At 68.0% G+C, this 15,159-nt stretch carries 11 protein-coding genes and 1 tRNA gene; 2 read left to right on the top strand and 10 right to left on the bottom strand.

Annotated elements, in window-relative coordinates:
• Nucleotides 1-138 precede the first annotated feature (138 nt).
• The 5 genes from clpX to NPA30_RS06190 all read right to left on the bottom strand — a co-directional run bounded on the left by clpX (nt 139) and on the right by NPA30_RS06190 (nt 6,583).
• Nucleotides 139-1,407, bottom strand: a complete 1,269-nt coding sequence (gene clpX / locus NPA30_RS06210) for an ATP-dependent Clp protease ATP-binding subunit ClpX (protein ID WP_256801482.1) — start codon at nt 1,405-1,407, stop codon at nt 139-141.
• A gap of 218 nt (nt 1,408-1,625) precedes the next feature.
• Nucleotides 1,626-2,258 carry an ATP-dependent Clp protease proteolytic subunit gene (locus NPA30_RS06205; protein WP_256801481.1) on the bottom strand — a complete coding sequence of 211 codons (633 nt, stop codon included), beginning with the start codon at nt 2,256-2,258 and terminating at the stop codon, nt 1,626-1,628.
• 193 nt (nt 2,259-2,451) lie between these two features.
• Nucleotides 2,452-4,839 carry a mechanosensitive ion channel domain-containing protein gene (locus NPA30_RS06200; RefSeq protein WP_256801480.1) on the bottom strand — a complete coding sequence of 796 codons (2,388 nt, stop codon included), beginning with the start codon at nt 4,837-4,839 and terminating at the stop codon, nt 2,452-2,454.
• 209 nt (nt 4,840-5,048) lie between these two features.
• Nucleotides 5,049-6,419 carry a trigger factor gene (tig, locus tag NPA30_RS06195; RefSeq protein ID WP_256801479.1) on the bottom strand — a complete coding sequence of 457 codons (1,371 nt, stop codon included), beginning with the start codon at nt 6,417-6,419 and terminating at the stop codon, nt 5,049-5,051.
• 79 nt (nt 6,420-6,498) lie between these two features.
• Nucleotides 6,499-6,583 (bottom strand) — tRNA-Leu (locus tag NPA30_RS06190).
• A gap of 408 nt (nt 6,584-6,991) precedes the next feature.
• Here NPA30_RS06190 and NPA30_RS06185 point away from each other — a divergent pair.
• Both NPA30_RS06185 and trmFO read left to right on the top strand, forming a co-directional pair.
• On the top strand, nt 6,992-7,135 hold the full coding sequence (locus NPA30_RS06185) for a DUF1127 domain-containing protein (protein WP_256801478.1): 144 nt from the start codon (nt 6,992-6,994) through the stop codon (nt 7,133-7,135).
• 450 nt (nt 7,136-7,585) lie between these two features.
• Nucleotides 7,586-9,004, top strand: coding sequence for a methylenetetrahydrofolate--tRNA-(uracil(54)-C(5))-methyltransferase (FADH(2)-oxidizing) TrmFO (trmFO, locus tag NPA30_RS06180; RefSeq protein ID WP_256801477.1), 1,419 nt, complete (start codon nt 7,586-7,588; stop codon nt 9,002-9,004).
• Here trmFO and NPA30_RS06175 read toward each other — a convergent pair.
• The 5 genes from NPA30_RS06175 to yajC form a co-directional block, all read right to left on the bottom strand.
• Complete coding sequence (locus NPA30_RS06175) at nt 8,969-10,825, bottom strand: DUF4153 domain-containing protein (RefSeq protein ID WP_256801476.1); 1,857 nt, start codon at nt 10,823-10,825, stop codon at nt 8,969-8,971. The genes trmFO and NPA30_RS06175 overlap by 36 nt on opposite strands.
• Complete coding sequence (locus tag NPA30_RS06170) at nt 10,822-11,667, bottom strand: phytoene/squalene synthase family protein (protein ID WP_256801475.1); 846 nt, start codon at nt 11,665-11,667, stop codon at nt 10,822-10,824. Before NPA30_RS06170 ends, NPA30_RS06175 begins: the two co-directional genes overlap by 4 nt.
• A gap of 34 nt (nt 11,668-11,701) precedes the next feature.
• Nucleotides 11,702-12,091, bottom strand: a complete 390-nt coding sequence (locus tag NPA30_RS06165) for an Mth938-like domain-containing protein (RefSeq protein ID WP_256801474.1) — start codon at nt 12,089-12,091, stop codon at nt 11,702-11,704.
• Nucleotide 12,092: 1 nt separating this feature from the next.
• A complete protein-coding gene (gene secDF, locus NPA30_RS06160; RefSeq protein ID WP_256801473.1) occupies nt 12,093-14,654 on the bottom strand; it encodes a protein translocase subunit SecDF in 2,562 nt (853 codons plus the stop codon).
• Between the two features lie 124 nt (nt 14,655-14,778).
• Complete coding sequence (gene yajC / locus NPA30_RS06155; protein ID WP_256801472.1) at nt 14,779-15,120, bottom strand: preprotein translocase subunit YajC; 342 nt, start codon at nt 15,118-15,120, stop codon at nt 14,779-14,781.
• Nucleotides 15,121-15,159 lie beyond the last annotated feature (39 nt).

Here is a 15,159-nt window from a genome sequence, read left to right as displayed (position 1 = left end):
AGCTGACGCGAAGCGAGAAACCGTTATTTTATAAGCAGTTCCGCTGATTGTTCGGGCGGTTGCGAAGCGCAAAAGACCCGCCCCGGCGGTCAGCCGGAGCGGGTCATGATGACGGGCTTCGCAGGCGAAACGGCAGCGTCAGGCGCTGACGTTCTCCTTCTCGTCCTTGCGCTCTGCGTAGATGTAGAGCGGGCGGGCGTTGCCGTTGATGACGTCCTCGGAGATCACGACCTCCTGCACGCCTTCCAGCGTCGGCAGGTCGAACATCGTGTCGAGCAGCATCGCCTCCATGATCGAGCGCAGGCCGCGAGCGCCGGTCTTGCGCTCGATCGCCTTCTTGGCGATCGCCTTCAGGGCGTCCTCGTGGAAGGTCAGCTCGACATTCTCCATCTCGAACAGCCGCTGATACTGCTTCACCAGCGCGTTCTTCGGCTGGACGAGGATCTGCATCAGCGCGGGCTCGTCGAGATCCTCCAGCGTCGCCAGCACAGGCAGACGGCCGACGAACTCCGGGATCAGGCCGAACTTGAGAAGATCCTCGGGCTCCACCTGGCGGAACAGCTCGCCGGTGCGGCGATCCTCCGGCGAGGAGACGTTCGCGGCAAAGCCGATCGAGGTCTTGCGGCCGCGGTCGGAGATGATCCGGTCGAGGCCGGCGAAGGCGCCGCCGCAGATGAACAGGATGTTCGCCGTGTCCACCTGCAGGAACTCCTGCTGCGGGTGCTTGCGGCCGCCTTGCGGCGGCACCGAGGCCACCGTGCCTTCCATGATCTTCAGGAGCGCCTGCTGCACGCCTTCGCCCGACACGTCGCGGGTGATCGACGGGTTGTCCGACTTCCGGGAGATCTTGTCGATCTCGTCGATGTAGACGATGCCGCGCTGCGCCCGCTCGACGTTGTAGTCGGCCGACTGAAGCAGCTTCAGGATGATGTTCTCGACGTCCTCGCCGACATAGCCGGCCTCGGTCAACGTCGTGGCATCGGCCATCGTGAACGGCACGTCGAGGATGCGGGCGAGCGTCTGGGCGAGAAGCGTCTTGCCGCAGCCGGTCGGCCCGATCAGCAGGATGTTCGACTTCGCCAGCTCGACGTCGTTGTTCTTCTGCGCATGCGCGAGGCGCTTGTAGTGGTTGTGCACCGCCACCGACAGCACCTTCTTGGCGAAGGACTGGCCGATGACATAGTCGTCGAGAACGCCGATGATCTCTTGCGGGGTCGGCACGCCTTCCCGCGACTTCACCATGGAAGACTTGTTTTCTTCCCTGATGATGTCCATGCACAATTCGACGCACTCGTCGCAGATGAAGACCGTCGGCCCGGCGATCAGCTTACGGACTTCGTGCTGGCTCTTTCCGCAGAAAGAGCAATAGAGCGTATTCTTCGAATCGCCGCCGCTCACTTTGCTCATTCGTTCTTCCTTCCGGTCGGGTTCTGGAGGATCTGCCGATCCCCCTGCCCTCGTCGCTATGTTATGCCACGCATCGTCCAAAGCAACCGCAATGACCCACCATCGAAGCGCCCGATTGTGACTGTTTTGCAGAGAACGAGGCTAGGACCGCAATCTTTCGCGACGCTTAAGCCGCCCACTGCAATCCTCTTGGCCGCCTCGGTCGACGGGATGCGATCTCAGCTTTCCAGTGCGGTCTCCAGGGCCTCGCGCGACGAGTAGACCTTGTCGATGAGGCCGAATTCCTTGGCCTCGTCCGAGGTCATGAAGTGGTCGCGGTCGAGCGTGCGCTCGATGGTTTCGTAGTCTTGGCCCGTGTGCTGGACGTAGACCTCGTTCAGCCGCCGCTTCAGCTTGATGATGTCCTGCGCGTGACGCTCGATGTCCGAAGCCTGGCCCGAGAAGCCGCCCGAAGGCTGATGCACCATGATGCGGGCGTTCGGGGTCGCAAAGCGCATGTCCTTGTGGCCGGCGCACAGCAGCAGCGAGCCCATCGAGGCGGCCTGTCCGATGCAGAGCGTCGACACCGCCGGCTTGATGAACTGCATGGTGTCGTAGATCGCCATGCCCGATGTCACCACGCCGCCCGGCGAGTTGATGTAGAGGGCGATTTCCTTCTTCGGGTTCTCGGCCTCCAGGAACAGGAGCTGCGCGCAGACCAGCGTCGCCATGCCGTCCTCGATCGGGCCGGTGATGAAGATCACCCGCTCCTTCAGCAGGCGCGAGAAGATGTCGTAGGCGCGCTCGCCGCGATTGGTCTGCTCGACCACCATCGGGACGAGGTTCATCGCGGTCTCAAGGGGATGCTTCATCGCTCTCGCTTTCGGTCTGGCCGCCGCCGGCACACGCAACGCGGCACTGCGACTCGGGAAGTGAACTCGACCCCGTAGATAGGTCCTCGCCCCGCGGGAGTGCAAGCCGCGGCCGGGTCGAAGGTGCAAGCGGTGCGACTACGGCCGTCCGGCAGGGTTAAGCGGCCGCTCCGCGGCGCCGCGCGGCACGCGCTCAGCCGCGGCCGTCGCCGTCCTCGCCGTCGTTGTCGGGCGGGATCGGGCTGCCGTCCGAGTTGACCGAGCCGTGACGCGATCGGTCGACGACGTGCGCCGGCGCGGGCGTCTCCGGCCGCGCCTCCAGCCGCGGCGCCACGCTTTCGGTGCGCGCCCGCGCATCGACGTGCAGCGGCGGCGCGCCGCCACCCTTGTTCTCGCCGAACCACACCGTCATGTGCGGGAACGGGATCTCGATGCCGCGCTCGTCGCAGAGCTTCTTGACGATCTCGTTGTAGGCGCGCCCGATGCCCCACTGCTTGCCCGGCAGCGTCTTGATCCGGCCGCGCACCGTGACCGCGGAATCACCAAGCTCGTTGACGCCGAACATCTCGAAGTCCCCGATGATCTCCGGCCCGTGCTCGCCGCTCTGCAGGAGGTCGAAGGCATCGCGCATCACCTGCTTGGCATCGTCGGTGTTCTCGCGATAGGCGACGCCGAGATCGGCGACGAACTGCGAGAAGTCCTTCGTCATGTTCGACACCGAATCGACAGACGAGAACGGGATCAGGTGGTACGTGCCGTCGAGCGCGCGCAAGCCGACGGAGCGGATCGTCAGGCGCTCGACGACGCCCGAGATGCTTGCCACCGTCACCACGTCGCCCTCGTTCATGGCGTTCTCGAGCTGGATGAAGGCGCCGGTGATGATGTCCTGAACCAGCTTCTGCGCGCCGAAGCCGACGGCGAGGCCGACGACGCCCGCACCGGCGAGCAGCGGGCCGATGTCGATGCCGAGCTGCGACAGGACCAGCATCACGACGATGACCGCGAGCGTGATGGTGAAGGCGTTGCGGAAGAGCGACAGGAGCGTGCGCTCGCGCGCCGTCGGCACCGTGCCGAAGTTCGGGTTCAGCCGGTACTCCACCCACGACGACACCATCAGGAAGACGGCGAAGCCGAGGATGGCGACAGTGCCGGCGCCGACGATGCCGCCCACGATCCGCTGACCGGCCTGCGCGGCCATCCAGCTCCTGAGGTTGAGCAGTTCCCAGGCGTCGAGGATCACCGCGAGCACGGCCACGACCACGAGCACGCGGATCACCGTCAGCGCATTGGGGATGAAGGAGTTCACCCGGCGCTCGAGCAGCGGCAGCCGCTCCTTCACCGTGTCCGGCACGGGCACGCCGCGCACGATCAGCCGCGACAGGATCGTGACGACGAGCCCGCCGACCGCCATGGCCAGCACCGACTTGCCGCTCGCCGCGAGCAGGAAGGGCAGCGTCGTCGTCGGGCTGGTGAGCCAGGCCGAGAACAGCGCCAGGACGTAGACGGCGGCCAGCAGCCACCAGACCTTGCCGAGCAGATAGTTGAAGCGTGTGGAGAAGGTCCGGCTGCCCGCGACGTAGCGTCGGCCGAGCCGCTCCTCCACGCGCCGGCGGTTCTTCAGGATCAGCGCCAGGATCGTCGCGAGCGACAGGAGCGCGACCAGGAATTTGACCGCGCCGGCCGCAGCCGCGCTGGAATTGTCCTGCACCACCGGCGCAAGGAAGAGGAAGGTGTAGCCGAGGACGGAGATCAGCCGCGACAGCCAGAAGTACCAGTAGCTTGCCTGCCGGTCGCTGAAGGGCGTCAGCCGCAGCTGCGGATAGCGCGGCGAGACGAAGGCGGCGAGCGCCACCTTGACGAGTTCGATGGCGAGGAACGCGTTGAGGAACAGCGCCTGCGTCAGCGATGGCCGGCCGCTGTTGACGACGGCCGCCACGACGTAGCCGCCCGCCCAGCCGAGGACGATCGACAGCGCGTCGACGAGGCCGGAGACGACGAGGAGAAAGAGCTTGCGGAACGGACCGCTCGTCACCGCGCGATGCGCCAGCCGATCGTAGATGCGGGTCTTGGCGTAGCGGGTGGAGCCGAGCACGACGAAGACGACGATCGCGACCAGCACGACCGGCAGGATCGCCTCCAGGATGCGCGGCAGGTTGATCCGCCCGGCGCCGGCGAGCGTGTCGACCGATTCGGTGAAGGTGCGCTCGACCTGCTGCCAGGTCATCAGGAGCCACCCGACCACCGCGCGGGAGTAGCCGGCGAGCTGACCCGGCACGGTCTGCATGAGGTTGTGGTTGGGTGTCGCCTGCGCCGGCGCAGGCGTGCCGGGCGCGTCCGCGGCGGGTGCCTTGTAGGCGGCCGCCTTCAGCGATTCGATCAGCTTGGCGCGGCTGTCGTCGTTCTCGAGAATCCCGATCAGATCGTCGAGCGAGGGCTCCTTGCCTGCCGCGGTGTCGGTCTCCTTCGTGCCGTCGGATGCGGCAGGCAAGGAAGGAAGGCCGGGCACCTGGGCAAGCGCCGGCGCATTGAACAGAAGGAGACACAGAAGAGCCAGAATGGCGCCCGTCGTGACCTGTCTCATGACGATGTGGTCCGTACTTCGGTTGTCTGGAAAACGAGGCGCCGCCGGCCGGCGATGGCCGCGGCGGACCCGGATCCAGCCGGCCTCGCCGCGGGCGGTGTCACCGCGCGATGGGGCGACAATGTGGCCTCGCCGGGACGGCATGCCCGGCGCCAGAAAAGCGAAGGCCGGCGCGAAGCCGGCCCTCTGTTGTCACGGGTCGCGCGCGATCAGGCCGCGCTGGCGGCCAGCGTCTCCGCATCGGCCTCGTCCTCGGCCATCAGCTCCTCCTTCGTGACGACCTTGTCGGTCACGTCGGCCTGGCCGAGGATGAAGTCCACGACCTTGTCCTCGTAGATCGGGGCGCGCAGCCCGGCGAGCGCGTCCGGGTTCTGGCGGAAGTAGTCGTAGATCTGCTGCTCCTGGCCGGGATAGCGGCGGACCTGCTCGAAGAGCGCGCGCTGCATCTCCTCGTCGGTGATCGTCACGCTGTTCTTCTCGCCGATCTCGGACAGCACGAGGCCCAGCCGGACCCGACGCTCGGCGAGGCGGCGATACTCGGCCCGCGCCTTCTCCTCGGTCGTGTCCTCGTCCTCGAAGCTCTTGCCGGCCTGCTCGAGCTCGCGGGTCACCTGAGTCCAGATGTTCTGGAACTCCGTCTCGACGAGCTTCTCCGGCAGGGTGAAGTCGTAGTCCTTGTCGAGGGCGTCGAGCAGCTGGCGCTTGACCTTCTGGCGGGTGGCCTGGCCGTACTGGCTCTCGATCTGCTCGCGCACGACGGTGCGCAGCCGGTCGACCGACTCGAGGCCGAGCTGCTTGGCGAGCTCGTCGTCGATCGTCAGCTCGTTCGGCTTGGCGACGGCCTTCACCGTCACGTCGAACACGGCCTCCTTGCCGGCCAGATGCGGCGCGCCGTAATCGTCCGGAAAGCTGACGGTGACGGTCCGCTCATCACCGGCCGAGGCGCCGATCAGCTGATCCTCGAAGCCCGGGATGAAGCTGTTGGAGCCGAGCACCAGATTGGAATCCGTCGCCGAACCGCCGTCGAAGGCCTCGCCGTCGATCTTGCCGACGAAGTCGATCGTCACCCGGTCGCCGCTTTCGGCGGCGCCGTCCTTCGGTTCGAAGCTGCGCGTGCTCTCGGCGATGCGGGTCACCTGCTCATCGACCTCGCCATCCTCGATCTCGACGATCGGACGCTCGATCTTGATGCCCGAGGTCTCCTTGACCTCGAAGGCGGGCAACGTCTCGTAGGACACGGTGAACTTGAAGTCGGTCTCGCCGCTGAGGACCTTCTCGGCCTCCGCCTCGTCCTCGGTCATCGCGATTTCGGGCTGCATCGCCGAGCGCTCGTTGCGCTCGGCGATCACCGAGCGCGGCGTCTGGTTGACGATGTCATTGACGATTTCGGCCATCATCGAGCGGCCATACATCTTCTTCAGATGCGCCATCGGCACCTTGCCCGGCCGGAAACCCTTCAGCCGCACCTGGTCCTTGGCCTGAACCAGACGCTCCTGAAGCCGTGCCGCGAGATCGGCGGCCGGAATCACGACCTCGATTTCGCGCTTCAGACCCTCGGACTTGGTCTCCGTAACCTGCATTATCCTACCTTTGGCGTTGCGATGCCTGCGCGCAGTCTCATGGGGCGGCATCGGCGAAACAGTTCTGGGAGCGGCCAACTGGTGCGGGTGGAGGGACTTGAACCCCCACGGCTTGCGCCACAGGAACCTAAATCCTGCGTGTCTACCAATTTCACCACACCCGCTTGGCGAACCCGAAAGAGCGGGGGCTCGCGAGGAGCGCGCCTCTATAACACCGGCATGACGGCTGCGAAAGGGCAAAGCATGCCCTGCTGAGAACGGTTTTGCGGCGTCCGCGTCGGTCGCTCAGTCCGGCATCGCAGCGTCGGACATGCCCGCGAGACGGAGTGGTCGAGACGCACTGGTTAAGAACCGGTGAACGTCGGCGACGTCGTCTCCGGCTCTGTCGCTTGAGGAATTTCCTGCTCGCACAGGCGCTGGTGGACTCCCGGCGGCAAGAATGTTGCGTTGCAGCATCCGCAGGGCAGCCATGCAGAACGCCGGGTACCGACCACGGACCGGTTGGCTTACCTTCCAGACATCGAAGCGGGGCCACTGGCACTCGAAACTTCAAACGATTAAATGAGCACGACATGAACCTCATCCGCTCCTACAGCAACTGGCGCCGCTACCGCGAGACCTGCAACGAGCTGGGTCGTCTGACGCAGCGCGAGCTGAGCGATCTCGGCATCAGCCGGACGGACATCCCGTCGGTCGCACGCCAGGCGCTGCGCTAACAAGTTCAAGAGTTTCGCAAGGGCCATCCTCCTCCCAAAGGCCCGAGCGGAAACGACCTGCGCCTCCTCCTCCCAGCGCAGGTCCTCTTCAGGCCCGCCGGTCCTCCCCCGGCGGGCACGAGATCAGAGAGTTTCGCGCCGGACCATCCTCCTCCCAAAGGTCCGCGCGGATACGGCCTGCGCATCCTCCTCCCAGCGCAGGTCACTCAAACGCCCGTCGGGTCCTCCCCCCGACGGGCGCGAGTTTCAGGACATTCGTGTAGGCCCGTCCTCCTCCCAAAGGGCCTCGCGGATCGGTCGGCGCATCCTCCTCCCAGCGCCGGCCACTTCTCAGAGCCCGCCGGTCCTCCCCCGGCGGGCTTTGTCGTCTCTGCACGTGAGGCGCCGATGGGCCGCGCGCTCGGACGGCGCGACTTTCGCCGGATGCCGGCCGGTGCTACATCGGCGCGCATGTCGATCGAACCCGTCCACGTCATCGGCGGCGGCCTTGCCGGCTCCGAGGCGTCCTGGCAGCTGGCCGAGGCCGGCGTGCCCGTCATCCTGCACGAGATGCGCCCGGTGCGCGGCACCGAGGCGCACAAGACCGACGGTCTTGCCGAACTCGTCTGTTCCAACTCCTTCCGCTCCGACGACGCCGAGAGCAATGCGGTCGGCGTCCTGCATGCCGAACTGCGGCTCGCCGGCTCGCTGATCATGGCCTGCGGCGACCGGCATCAGGTGCCCGCGGGCGGCGCTCTCGCCGTCGATCGGGAAGGCTTTTCGGCCGCCGTCTCAGCGGCCATCGAGGCACATCCGCTCATCGAGCTCAGGCGCGAGGAGCTGACCGAGATCGCCGCCGACTGGCCGAGCGTCATCGTCGCGACGGGCCCGCTGACGTCACCCGCGCTCGCCGACTGGGTGCGGGCGCAAACCGGCGCGGACGCCCTCGCCTTCTTCGACGCCATCGCGCCGATCGTCCATTTCGACTCGCTCGACATGGACAAGGCCTGGTTCCAGTCGCGCTACGACAAGGTCGGGCCCGGCGGCACCGGCAAAGACTACGTCAACTGCCCGCTCGACAAGACGCAGTACGAGGCCTTCGTCGCGGCACTCCTCGCCGGCGACAAGACCGAGTTCCGCGAATGGGAGGGCACGCCCTATTTCGACGGCTGCCTGCCGATCGAGGTGATGGCCGAGCGCGGCGTGGAGACGCTGCGGCACGGGCCGATGAAGCCGATGGGTCTGACCAACGCGCACCAGCCCGAGATCAAGCCCTACGCGGTGGTGCAGCTGCGCCAGGACAATGCGCTGGGCACGCTCTACAACATGGTCGGCTTCCAGACCAAGCTGCGCTACGGCGCGCAGGCCGAGATCTTCCGCATGATCCCGGGTCTCGAGAACGCCGAGTTCGCCCGGCTGGGCGGCCTGCACCGCAACAGCTACCTGAACTCGCCCGTGCTCCTCGATCCGGTGCTGCGGCTGAAGACGCGCCCGGCGCTGCGCTTCGCCGGTCAGGTGACCGGCTGCGAGGGCTATGTCGAGTCTGCCTCGGTCGGGCTGATGGCGGGCCGCTTCGCTGCGGCCGAGGCGCTCGGCCTGACGGCCGTGCCGCCACCCGCGACGACAGCGATGGGCGCGCTTCTCGGCCACATCACCGGCGGCCACATCACCGCCGAGGAGGAAGGCGGCAAGCGCTCCTTCCAGCCGATGAACGTCAATTTCGGCCTGTTTCCGCCGCTGGAGCCCGGGGCGATCCAGAAGCCCGAAGGCCAGAAGCGGTTTCGGGGCAAGGAAAAGACCGTCGCCAAGAAGCAGGCGCTGTCCCGGCGAGCGCTTGCCGACTTCGCCGCCTGGCTAGGGTCGAGCGCGCTCGCGGCCGCCGCCGAGTGACGGCTCCTGCGCCACGGGCCATTCCGCGCGACGCAGGAGCAGGCCGAGGCTGCCCTCGGTGACGCGGCCGCTCGCCTCCTCCACGAGAAGCCGCGTCACGCGCAGACGCACGTGCCGGCCGCCGGCACTGACGAGGTCGAGAAGCGGCGCCGCCGGCTGCGGTGTGCGGCCGGAGTCGTAGAGCGTCCTCGGCAGTGTCGCGACCGCCGGTTGCCAGACGAGACGGTCTTCAACCCCGGCGAACCGCACCACCAGAGCGTCGCCGTCGATGCGCAGCGTCGGGCCTGTGCCGGACGCATCGTTCGTTGCGACCGCGGCACCGAGCGGAAGATCCGGGGCCAGCATGTCGTAACCGGAGACGTCGAAGGGCGCATCGACATCGACCTGCAGCCGGCGGACGCTCGGTGTAGGGGCAGCGCTGTCGGGGTCGATCCCGAGCGCCACGAGAACGCCCGCCGCGTTGTCGGGCGCGGTTCGGATTTCCCGCTCGAGCGCCTCGCGCCGGGCTTGTGGCGCCAGCGGGACCACGCGCCGGAGCTGGCCGAGGCCGGCCAGCACCCACAGGCGCGAGTTCAGCTCCTGCCGCTGCACGGCTGACAGGGATGCCGGCTCGACGAACGCCGCGTCACCATTCGACCGCGGCGTCAGCAACGCCGCGATTCGCGCGGCCTGGCTGCGGCCGGAGACGTCGACGGCGCCCCACGGGCCGAACGCACCGAGCGCGAAGACGAGCAACGGCAGGGCGTAGATCAGACGCACGTCGCCCCGCCAGCGTGGCAAAGCCTGCGCCGCGATGACCAGCGCGGTCGCCAGGAGGCCGGCGCCGATGACGTAGCGCGGGACCGTCACTCCTTCGGCTGCAATGCGCAGCCAGAGCGCGTCGCCGAGCAGCAGGGCCGGCACGATCAGGATGGCGACCCAGAACCGGGCGAAGGCCTGCCGCGGGCCGGCGGAGGCCCGCAGGAACGGATCGATCGCGATGCGCACCAGCATCACGAGGCAGAGATAGAGGCTGACGATCCAGCCGATTTCGCCCTTCGGCAGCTCCGAGCCAACCAGCACCTTCACGGCATAGGCGTGGATCACCAGTGCCAGCAGGCAGACGAGCGGCATCGCCACCCAGTCGACCAGCGTGCGCAGCCCCGGCGAGACCGGATCGTCCGGTCCGGAGGCGGCCAGCCGGTCGAAGCGGTGCGGCAACCGGGACAGCGCAAACAGCGGCGCGATCAGCGTCAGAGCCGTGGCCCAGACGTGCGCGTCGATCCGCCCGGGCAGATCGATCTCGAGCAGGAAGCGCGCCAGCGCAAGGACCGCCGACATGCCGCCGGCGAACAGCAGTGCCGACAGAACCGACAGACAGAGGCCCGCGCCCCAGATTACCGCGAACTGCCAGAAGTCGCGGGGCGTGCCGCGGCGCGCGAAGGGTGCAACGGGGATCAGCGCGAAGGCGGCAGGCAGCAGCACCAGCCTCGACAGGCCGAGATGGTCGGCGAACCCGATCGCAGCCCCGGCGACGAGCCCCGCGACGGCCGACAGCACCGTCGCGCGCCGGCTCGCCACCTGTCGGGACTCGGCCACGAGGCGCGCGATGGTCGCCGCGATGGCGGCACCGAAAAGGGTCGTGAGCAGCCGGTAGACGACGTCGCCGTCGAGATCGATCTCCTCGACCAGCAGATTGGCGAGGAGGCAGACGCCGAAGATGCAGGCAACGGCGACCGGAAAGCGGCCCGTCGCCGAGATCGCCGCAGCGCGGGCGGCATCGACGGTTCGGCGCACGCGGCTGCGGCGGCCCGTCGAGGTGGCGAGATCGCCGCCGCTCATCGCCGCATCCGCTGCCAGTAGAGAAACGAGCGCCGCAGGGGCCCCACCGAAGCGATCGTATCGAGGCCGCTGCCGCGCCGCTCCAGGCGGTCCAGATAGAGCGGCGTCAGCTGCGCCGGCAGGAACGCCGGGCGGATCGAGCGCGGCAGGTTCGGCCACTGGCGCTCGAAGCGGCGCTGATGCTCGCGCGCGAAGGCGACCGCGGCAGCGACGACGCGCGCCGTGGGCTCCGCCGCCCCGTCGCGCAGCTCCTCGGGCGAGCAGCCGGCCGCGGCCATGAGATCGGCCGGCAAGACGGTCTGTCCCCGCCGCCGGTGGATCGGCAGCAGCCGCAGTGCGCCCGCTGCGGCCTGTGACACACCGGCATGGCCGGCGGCATCGGCGGCGCCCGGCGCCGCGTCGCGATCGAGGATCATCGCCGCCAGCATGATCAACGCCGACGCCGTGTCGCCGGCATAGCCTTCAAATGCGGCGCGGGAAGGCATTGGATCGTCGTAAAGGTCGAAGATGCGGGCCTCGATCATCCGGTCGAAGGCATCGAACGGCAGATCATGCGCGCGGATCGCGGCAAGGAGGCTTTCAGCGACCGGGTGCCCCTGCCCGCCCGCCGCCGGATCCCCGGCCGCGGTGCGCAGGAGGTCGCGCCACCACTGCAGACGGATCTCGCCCGGCATCGGCTGGCTCACCCGCTCGCGGACCGAGGCGATCTCGATGTTGAACGCATAGAGCGCGAGCAAGGCCGGACGGCGCTCCGGCGGCGCGAACGGGACCGACACGAAGCGGTCCGGGTCCTGGTCGCGCACGAGGGCCTCGTTCGAAGAGCCTCTGCTGCTCGGCGTCATCGCCGCGATCCGGAACGCAAGCGCGATCCCGCCCTCAATCCACCGCGACGAGCGCGGCGGCGACGGGTCGGCCTTCCGACAGCATCACGTTGAAGGTGCGCACGGCCGCACCGGTCGACATCGGATCGACCGAAATGCCCGCCTGCCGAAACCGGTCGGCGAGTGCGTGCGGCACCCGCCGGATGTCCTGTCCCGTGCCGAAGAGGAGGAAGCGCACGCCCTCGGCCTCTTCGAACACCTTGAGAAGGCGTTCGCCGGAGAACGGCGCCTGCTCGGTCCCGTCCCAGCCATAGATCCCGGACGGTAGGCAGAGGATCGAGCCGCGGTGCGACATCTGCGCGAAGCGGAAGCCGCCGTTGCCATAGGCATCGATCGGCGCCCGGCCGGGAAAGTGCGCCTCGCGGATCTCGATGCCCTGCGCCACGTCAGGCCTTGCCGGGCGTCGCAGCGTTGGCGGGCGGCGTCGCCTGCTCGTCCGGCACCGTGCCGACCGGCCGCAGCTTGAAGAAGATCAGGATCGGCGCGGCGACGAAGATCGACGAGAAGGTGCCGATGCCGACGCCGAACAGCATCGCCGCGACGAAGGAGCGGATGACCTCACCGCCGAACACGAACAGCGCGAACAGCGCGAGCAGCGTCGTCATCGACGTCATCACCGTGCGCGACAAGGTTTCGTTGTCGGAGGTGTCGAGCAACTGGCCGAGCGGCATCTTCTTGTACTTGCGCAGGTTCTCGCGCACGCGGTCGTAGACGACGACGGTGTCGTTCAGGGAGTAGCCGACGATCGTCAACAGCGCCGCGATGCTCGACAGGTTGAACTCGAGCTGCGTCAGCACGAGGAAGCCGAGCGTCAGCAGGATGTCGTTGACGGTCGCGATGATCGCACCGAGCGCGAACTGCCACTCGAAGCGCAGCCAGACATAGACGAGGATCGCGCCGAGCGAGGCCAGGACGCCGAGAATGGCGGCCCAGGCCAGCTCGCCGGAGACGGTCGGGCCGACGACCTCCGTCCGGCGCACATCGTAGTCGGCCGAGAGCGCCTGCGTCGCCTTGTCGATCGTCGCCTGCGCCGTGCCGCCTTCGTCGGACTGCGCGCCGATCCGGATCAGCGCCTCGCGCGAGGTGCCGAACTCCTGCACCTGCGCATCGCCGATCCCGACGACGGAGAGCTTATCGCGGATGCCGCCGACATCGGCGGTCTCGGCCTTCGCCTGCACCTCGATCAGCGTTCCGCCGGTGAAATCGATGCCGAAGTTCAGACCGACACCGAACAGCGCGCCGACCGACAGGATGCAGAGGACGACCGAGGCGGCGAAGACCTGCAGGCGGATCTTCATGAACGGGATCCACAACCCGTGCGGGATCAGCGTCATGATATGGCGCGGCAGTTCCTTCGGCCGCCGGCGGCGGACCCATTCGGCCATCAGCCAGCGGGTCAGGGTGAAGGCGGTGAAGACCGTCGTCACGATGCCGACCGCGAGCGTTACCGCAAAGCCGCGGACCGGTCCGGAGCCGAGGAAGAACAGGATCACGGCCGCGATCAGGGTCGTGATGTTGGCGTCGATGATGGTGGCGAGCGCCCGCTCGAAGCCGTTGGCGATCGCCTGGATGACCGTGCGCCCGTTGCGTCGCTCCTCGCGAATGCGTTCGTAGATCAGGACGTTCGAATCGACCGCCATGCCGACGGTCAGGACGATGCCGGCGATGCCGGGCAGCGTCAGCGTCGCGCCGATCATCGACAGGATCGCCAGGAGCAGGATCACGTTGGCCGCAAGCGCAATGTTGGCGATGACGCCGAGGAAGCCGTAGGCGAGCACCATGAAGACGACGACGAGCGCCGCGCCGATGATGCCGGCGATCTCGCCGGCCGCGATCGAGTCGGCGCCGAGGCCGGGGCCGACGGTGCGCTCCTCGATGATGTTCAGCGTCGCCGGCAGAGCGCCGGCCCGCAGCAGCACCGCAAGGTCGTTGGCGCTCTGCACGGTGAAGCTGCCGGAGATCTGCGCCTGGCCGCCGAGGATCGCCTCGCGGATGTTCGGCGCCGACAGCACCTTGTCGTCGAGCACGATGGCGAAGGGCTTGCCGACATTCTGCTGGGTCACCGCACCGAAGCGCTGGGCGCCCCGTGTGTCGAAGCGGATGTTGACGACCGGCTCGTTGGTGCGGCTGTCGAAGCCCGGCTGCGCATCGGTGAGGTTCTCGCCCGACACCATCACCTGCCGCTGCACCAGCACCGGGCGCGGCGGCGTGTCGTTGCTGTAGAGCAGCTCATCGCCCGCCGGCGCCCGGCCGCCGCGGGCCACGTCCTCGGCCGAGGCCGTGACATCGACGAGGCGGAAGGTCAGCTTGGCGGTCTGGTTGAGCAGCGACTTCAGCCGCTGCGGGTCTCCGAGCCCGGGCACCTGGACCATGATGCGGTCCGTGCCCTGGCGCTGGATCACCGGCTCGGTCGTGCCGAGCTCGTCGACGCGCCGGCGCACGACTTCGATGGACTGCGCAACGGCGGTGGACAGGCGATAGGTGATGCCGTCGTCGGTGAGCGACAGGCGGAAGGCGCCGGGCTCGCTTTCGTCGAGGGCGACCTCGGTGACCGAGCCGCCGGCGAGGAGGCCGGTCGAGACGGGATGCACGAGATCCTGCAACGCCGTGCGCGCCTTGTCGGCGTCGGCGGCATCGCGCAGCTGAACCGTGACCGTGCTGCCGCTCTCGCCGAGGCCGCTATAGCCGATGCGCGCATTGCGCAGCGTCTGGCGCACGTCGTCGCGCAGCGTCTGCAGCCGGTCGGCGACGAGCGAGGCGCGATCGACCTCCAGCAGGATGTAGGAGCCGCCCTGCAGATCGAGACCGAGGGTGATCTGCTGCTTGGGCACCCAGGACGGCAACCCGGCGAGCTGCTCCTTGGTGAACAGGTTCGGCAGCGCCAGAAGGACGCCGGCCAGGACCGTCAGCCAGATCAGGATGGTCTTCCAGCGCGCGAAATACAGCATCGGGTTCCCCGTGAGGGTCAGCGGGCGCGCAGCGGCTCTACGGCCCGGGCCCGGTCGTATGGATGTCCGCCCTCGGGCGGCAGCAAGGGGGAGCGCCGCAGCCTCCCCACGCGACGCGGCGGGGCTACTTGGCGTTGGCGGCGGCCGGCTCGCCCTTCACGCGGACCTCGGTGACCATCGACAGGAGCACGCGCACCTTGGTCTGCTCGGAGATCTGGACTTCCAGCTCGCCGTTATCGAGCACCTTCGTGACCTTGCCGAGGATGCCGCCGCCGGTCACGATGGTGTCACCGCGACGCACGTTCTTCAGCATGTCCTCGCGCTGCTTGGCCTGAGAGCGCTGCGGGCGGATGATCAGGAAGTACATGATCACGAAGACCAGCACGAAGGGCACGATGCTGATCAGCATGTCGCTTCCGCCCCCCAAGGCGCCGGGGGTCTGGGCGAATGCCTCCGTGACGAACATCGAGTACTCCTTGATGGGATGATCCGGGCTCTCAACGCG

Source organism: Mangrovibrevibacter kandeliae, from assembly GCF_024519155.1.
Lineage (GTDB): Bacteria > Pseudomonadota > Alphaproteobacteria > Rhizobiales > Rhizobiaceae > Mangrovibrevibacter > Mangrovibrevibacter kandeliae.
The sequence above is the reverse complement of the archived record's forward strand: the minus strand, read 5'-3'. Positions and strand labels throughout refer to the sequence as shown.

Excerpts from the sequence above, each read along its gene's own strand:
- clpX (WP_256801482.1), bottom strand. The coding sequence starts at position 1,407 with ATGAGCAAAGTGAGCGGCGGCGATTCGAAGAATACGCTCTATTGCTCT.
- NPA30_RS06205 (WP_256801481.1), bottom strand. The coding sequence starts at position 2,258 with ATGAAGCATCCCCTTGAGACCGCGATGAACCTCGTCCCGATGGTGGTC.
- NPA30_RS06200 (WP_256801480.1), bottom strand. The coding sequence starts at position 4,839 with ATGAGACAGGTCACGACGGGCGCCATTCTGGCTCTTCTGTGTCTCCTT.
- tig (WP_256801479.1), bottom strand. The coding sequence starts at position 6,419 with ATGCAGGTTACGGAGACCAAGTCCGAGGGTCTGAAGCGCGAAATCGAG.
- NPA30_RS06185 (WP_256801478.1), top strand. The coding sequence starts at position 6,992 with ATGAACCTCATCCGCTCCTACAGCAACTGGCGCCGCTACCGCGAGACC.
- trmFO (WP_256801477.1), top strand. The coding sequence starts at position 7,586 with ATGTCGATCGAACCCGTCCACGTCATCGGCGGCGGCCTTGCCGGCTCC.
- NPA30_RS06175 (WP_256801476.1), bottom strand. The coding sequence starts at position 10,825 with ATGAGCGGCGGCGATCTCGCCACCTCGACGGGCCGCCGCAGCCGCGTG.
- NPA30_RS06170 (WP_256801475.1), bottom strand. The coding sequence starts at position 11,667 with ATGACGCCGAGCAGCAGAGGCTCTTCGAACGAGGCCCTCGTGCGCGAC.
- secDF (WP_256801473.1), bottom strand. The coding sequence starts at position 14,654 with ATGCTGTATTTCGCGCGCTGGAAGACCATCCTGATCTGGCTGACGGTC.
- yajC (WP_256801472.1), bottom strand. The coding sequence starts at position 15,120 with ATGTTCGTCACGGAGGCATTCGCCCAGACCCCCGGCGCCTTGGGGGGC.